Origin of the sequence: Bradyrhizobium sp. Mp27 (genome assembly GCF_029953005.1) — a bacterium.
Classification (GTDB): domain Bacteria; phylum Pseudomonadota; class Alphaproteobacteria; order Rhizobiales; family Xanthobacteraceae; genus Bradyrhizobium; species Bradyrhizobium barranii.
In genome coordinates this window covers 1-4,649 of sequence record NZ_JASAUS010000312.1, presented here as the reverse complement: position 1 = coordinate 4,649, position 4,649 = coordinate 1, and the positions used below count along the sequence as shown (strand labels likewise).

Below are 4,649 nucleotides of genomic sequence, written 5' to 3'. Positions count from 1 at the left end.
TCCGCGCGAGCGGCCGATTGCTTGATTGTGCTCCCCCCTTTTCCGCCGGAGGCACACCGGTGAGCTTTAATCGAGGTCGAGTCGAGCGACAGTACGACGCCGTCTTCGCCACCCACGGTGAGGGCGTGGACGTGATTTGATTTGCCGACGTAATCGCGGATGGTGGTCGAACGACCGCGGATCATTTGACCCCTTGAAAGCTGCACTTCCGAATCCACCAACGCAAGTTCGCCGGTGGTTTTGGCTATTGCCCGTTCGTAACGCAGTTTGCCGCAGCCAAAGTCGAAGCTGGAATGAATTGGCTCGAGACGCGAGATCAGCTTCTTAAGATAGGCCGAACTCTGTGTTTCCGGCTTGGCTGCGTTTTCGCTCCGGACGATGATATCCTTCCCGATCTTGTACCACATCAGATGGCCGCCTCTGTGAATGCTTGGCGGTTGCCTGCACTTGCCTCGGCATTCCCGGCTATCTGTTGGATCTGGGGATCCGCCCTTCGTTCCAGCAATCCATACCGAAGATGCATAAATAGAAGCGCGGCCATCGAGGCGGTCCAAAAAATGATCAGAAACCAAGCTGCCCTGGCGAAGGCGGATAAGACCGCGAAGCCTGTGAGTATGAAGAGCCACTCCAAGGCAACCCAATATGTGCCAAGCCTCCAATGCGCTTTCGATGTCGTGCTTGTCGACGAGCGGATGTTCGCTTCGGCTGGACGCGTATTTGTAGAACGTCGCTCTCACGAGGGGATGGCGGTCGCGTTTGAGATTTGCCACCTGACGGGCCGACATCTGCGCACCCGACATGACAGCCAGAGGGAGAAGGATGTTAGCGCGGTCGAACCTCGCCCTGATCTTAAATATGTCCGAAATCCGATCATGGAATCGGGTGACCCTGCTGAAGATGAGCACCAGCAAAGCAAGCGCGAAGCCGCCCACGTTCACCTCAGGAGCTTTAATAGCCGTGGCGAATTCCTTGACGCCGGGCAGATGCTCAACTCGCAAGAAAAGACCGTTAATCCAAGGATCGTACCTCACCAGGAACGAGCAGGCTAAGGTCAGCCAGAAATCCGCCAAAGCGTTCTTCTAGAGCATCTCAGAATAGTTCTTCGGCCCGAAGAAGGGCATCAGAACGCGAAGGATCGAATCCATGCCGCCCCCGAGGTTGTTAAGACCGGTCCATAAACGGCTTGATTGAGTCAGAAAAGTAGCCGACGGTCAACGGATAAGGTGATGGCCGAAGGGAGGAAACACCCTCCCTCGGACGCTTCCCGAGTCGAGTAAGCTCGCGTCTTTGGATCGCCAGTCGTGTGGGGCACGCCGGCTTTTCGGAAGCGACTTGCTCGGCCCAGTTATCCAGCGACGCGTCGGCCTTGCGGAAAAGGGCCGCGCGAACCGGATCATGCAGCATGATCTGCTTCAGCGCCCGGCCAGCTATCGAATCCTTGAACTGAAGTTGATGACCAAGGAAGTTCCTTCGATGGAGGCCGAATTCGTGGTTCAGAAGGCGCACGTCGTCGGAGTGAAGGTATCCTAGAAACATACGTGGCTCGCGCGCGGTGTCGTGACAGACGGCCCAGCCCGCGGGCCTGAAATCATGCCGCGACGCTGCCAGCCATCTTCGGCGTAGCAGAGACACGGCAGGGCGAATGCCTCGCGATGAGGTCAACACTGGACTCGCGACCGCTCGAGTTCTGCATCTGCAGCACCACGCGTCCGGTCTCGACCATGGCGCGAAACGCGACGCCGGCGACTTCCTGTTCATGGAACACGAACGTCGATGCTGGCTGCTTCATGTCGTCCTCGATGGCGATTGGATGGGAGGTGCAGGCGTTGCAGACGCGACGAAGCTGATTAGACCCCCTCACTTTTTCGGACCCCATTCGGCAGGCTGATCAGGGAGTTCTGAGATCGAGTCGATTCGAAAACGAAATCGAGTCGTTTTCAAAGTGTTCGCACATATTTGTGTGAGGCCACTTTGAAAACGACTCGGCTATCCCGTTGATATTCCTGGAGCTCGCGTTTTGAGAACGACTCGATTGCGACTTTAAGAACGACTCGATGACCCGACTTCCGCTTCAAGACCGATTCGATTGTACATCTAGTTGATATTGAAATCCTTTTTTGCACCCCTTTTACTCCCAGACCGTACGGTAGGGTCGCAGTCTGGAACAAACGGGATCAGCTAAAGGCCGGATCCCGCCGTTCGTAGCTTGCGCCGGGCTTAGTCATCACTACCCATGCGATCCGCGCAATCTTTGCCGCCAAGGCGACGGTGACCTTGTTAGTGTGCATGCGTGCCTGAAGTCCATCAAGCCAGGCGCCAAGGTGATATCGCGAGCGATCAAGATGTGTCACGCAGGAGCGGGCGCCGTGGATGATCATCCGGCGCAGATATCGGTTGCCGCGCTTGCTTATCCCCAGGAGCTTCGTTTTGCCTCCCGTAGAGTATTCTCTAGGAACAAGACCCAGCCAAGCTGCCATATCGCGGGCCTTTTTGAACTGTGGGGCAGATCCAGCTGCTGCCAAAAGCGCTGTCGCCGCGAGTGGCCCAATGCCCGGGATAGTCATTAATCGACGTGCAGTATCGCTTTGAGAGGCAATCGCCTCAATCTCGCGGTTGACTTCAGCAATCCGCAGCTCCAGCTGCCGCAGCTCGTCGAATGTAGATGCAAGAATGCGACGCATGGCCGACGTTAGATCATTCGATTCATCTGCCAAAACCCTCGGCAGATCTGCCTTGAACTTGCCGGCGCCCTGGTGAATAGCGATCCCATATTCAAGGCAAAAAGCGCGCATCTGATTTATGAGGCACGTCCGTTGCGAAATCATCCTATCGCGAACACGATGCAGCGCTTGCAGGTCAATGTGTTCGGGCGACCGTATTTCGACGAAGCGCATTGTTGGTCGCGTCACTGCTTCCGCGATCGCTGCGGCATCGATGATGTCACTTTTGTTGGACTTTACATAAGGCTTGACGAATTGAGCCGGAATAATGCGGACGGTATGCCCCATCGCGGCGATCTTGCGTGCCAACCATTGCGAGCTGGCCTTCCAATTGTAGATCGTCGCTTCGGAGACCCCGTGCTTGCGAGCTAGGTCGGCCGTCTTCGCCCCGGCCTCATGCGCCTTCGACACTGCGATAATCTGCTCTTCCATGAACCTTGCTCGCTTCATCTGTCCGTCCTTCTTCGGGGCGGACTCTGAATCCTTCTGGAGGAAATGCTCAGTGGCAGGTCACGCCAACGAAAAGAAGCGTTGGTTGCGCAGCCGCGCCAAAATCCATCGCTGCGCGACTTGCACCGCAACTTCGACCTTTGCCTTATCTTTTGGGCGCCGCGGCCGGGCTGCGAGATGGCCGTGCCGTAATGGCTTGCCATCTCGGCATAGGTTCGGTTGAGGCCGGGATCGTGGCGGTCGGGATGTGAGCGGCAAGCCAAGGCCGTCAGTCAGCGTGGCTCATTGGCATAGCGCAGCTCACCTTACCGCCCGCGCGGACTTCACTTCGAAGTCACGGACCAGTTGTTGAAATTGAAGTTCTTTCCCCCCGGGGACGAGGTAATCTCGACGCCGTATTGGACGCTACCGACGTTTATGTCGCCAAAGTACCCCTTCGACTTGATCCACTGCAGGATACTCTTGATGTCCACTGTCCCGCTGTTGGTCTTCGAAGTGCGCAGCAATGAGATGACCTTGTGACCATCGGAGCCTTCGCCTTCAAACACGTTCCAAGTCGCCCCGCCTACATTGACATTGCTGTAGACCGGAATCGCCGCACCGGAAGGGGCATAATGATATGAAATGGGCTTAACGTTGCCGCTCCCGTCCGAGTTTCCGGTGTAGTTTGTCCAGAGCATTATCTCATGTCGGTCTGAGCTGTCCCAGATATCGTAGGCGACATCCCAGGCGCCGCCAGTGGGAACTTCCTGATTGAAGCTCGAGCTCAGAGTGTTGATTGAGCTGAGCGGTTTCCCGATATTGAAAGCCACGTGCGGATAGCTCTTGATGCCAGGAGTATTGGGCTGGTTCGACCACACGCTCCACCGGTTGGCTGCACTCACCGAAATCGTCTGAGGCCCAGGGTGCGGGCCCCATACGTCGTTGTTCCAAGAGTAGCCATCGCGTGAAAAGCTTCCGTATGGAGCGCTCGAACGCCAAATCGGCGTCTGTGCCGACACAGGCCCGGCAGATGATAATGACCGGGCTTCATTCGCGGCCTGCCTAAATAGATCATGATCCTCCTGTGTCCGGACGTAACCCGTTGGAGACCCTTGCGCGCCGGCACCGCTTATCCGATTGGAATCCATAAAGCTCTCCTTTCTGATAACAAAATCTCCTGCAGATCCACTAGCGGGCCCCCTAGTTCAGCATGGGCGGCATCGGCATCTAGAGACCGGGCTTGAATGCTAGGAAGGTTGGCTTTCGAGAAGCTGACGAGCTCGGGAAGAAGGGTGGACCCGCGCCCGGATTTGCCGTCTTTCGGATGACAGCAGCCTGGCTGAGACAGTGGCAACGATTGTCCGTCGTCAGACAATTTGAGACTGATCAGGCTTTTCGAGAAGGGAGGCTCTGGCTCATCAGGGGGCATCGTCAACTTAATCGACCGCCGAGCCGAAGGAGGCGATTCTCAGAGGTCGAGAGTCGGCGATAGCGCTT

Annotated in this window: 4 protein-coding genes and 2 pseudogenes; 1 reads left to right on the top strand and 5 read right to left on the bottom strand. The window is 56.6% G+C overall.

Annotation, left to right across the window (positions count from 1 at the left end):
* Positions 1-110: pseudogene (locus QJT78_RS48680) on the bottom strand (IS5/IS1182 family transposase); the annotation flags it as partial.
* A gap of 1,285 nt (positions 111-1,395) precedes the next feature.
* On the opposite strand from QJT78_RS48680, the gene QJT78_RS48675 reads away from it, so the two are divergent.
* Positions 1,396-1,530, top strand: coding sequence for a hypothetical protein (locus QJT78_RS48675; RefSeq protein ID WP_257784499.1), 135 nt, complete (start codon positions 1,396-1,398; stop codon positions 1,528-1,530).
* Positions 1,531-1,588: 58 nt separating this feature from the next.
* Here the strand turns inward: QJT78_RS48675 and QJT78_RS48670 are convergent, their stop codons facing one another.
* The 4 genes and pseudogenes from QJT78_RS48670 to QJT78_RS48655 form a co-directional block, all read right to left on the bottom strand.
* Positions 1,589-1,789: a hypothetical protein gene (locus QJT78_RS48670; protein ID WP_035668701.1), complete on the bottom strand. Its 201-nt coding sequence runs from the start codon at positions 1,787-1,789 to the stop codon at positions 1,589-1,591.
* A gap of 385 nt (positions 1,790-2,174) precedes the next feature.
* On the bottom strand, positions 2,175-3,170 hold the full coding sequence (locus tag QJT78_RS48665) for an IS110 family transposase (protein ID WP_281460766.1): 996 nt from the start codon (positions 3,168-3,170) through the stop codon (positions 2,175-2,177).
* 66 nt (positions 3,171-3,236) lie between these two features.
* A pseudogene (locus QJT78_RS48660) lies at positions 3,237-3,415 on the bottom strand (IS21 family transposase); the annotation flags it as partial.
* A gap of 78 nt (positions 3,416-3,493) precedes the next feature.
* On the bottom strand, positions 3,494-4,300 hold the full coding sequence (locus QJT78_RS48655) for a hypothetical protein (protein ID WP_011084471.1): 807 nt from the start codon (positions 4,298-4,300) through the stop codon (positions 3,494-3,496).
* Positions 4,301-4,649: the final 349 nt, after the last annotated feature.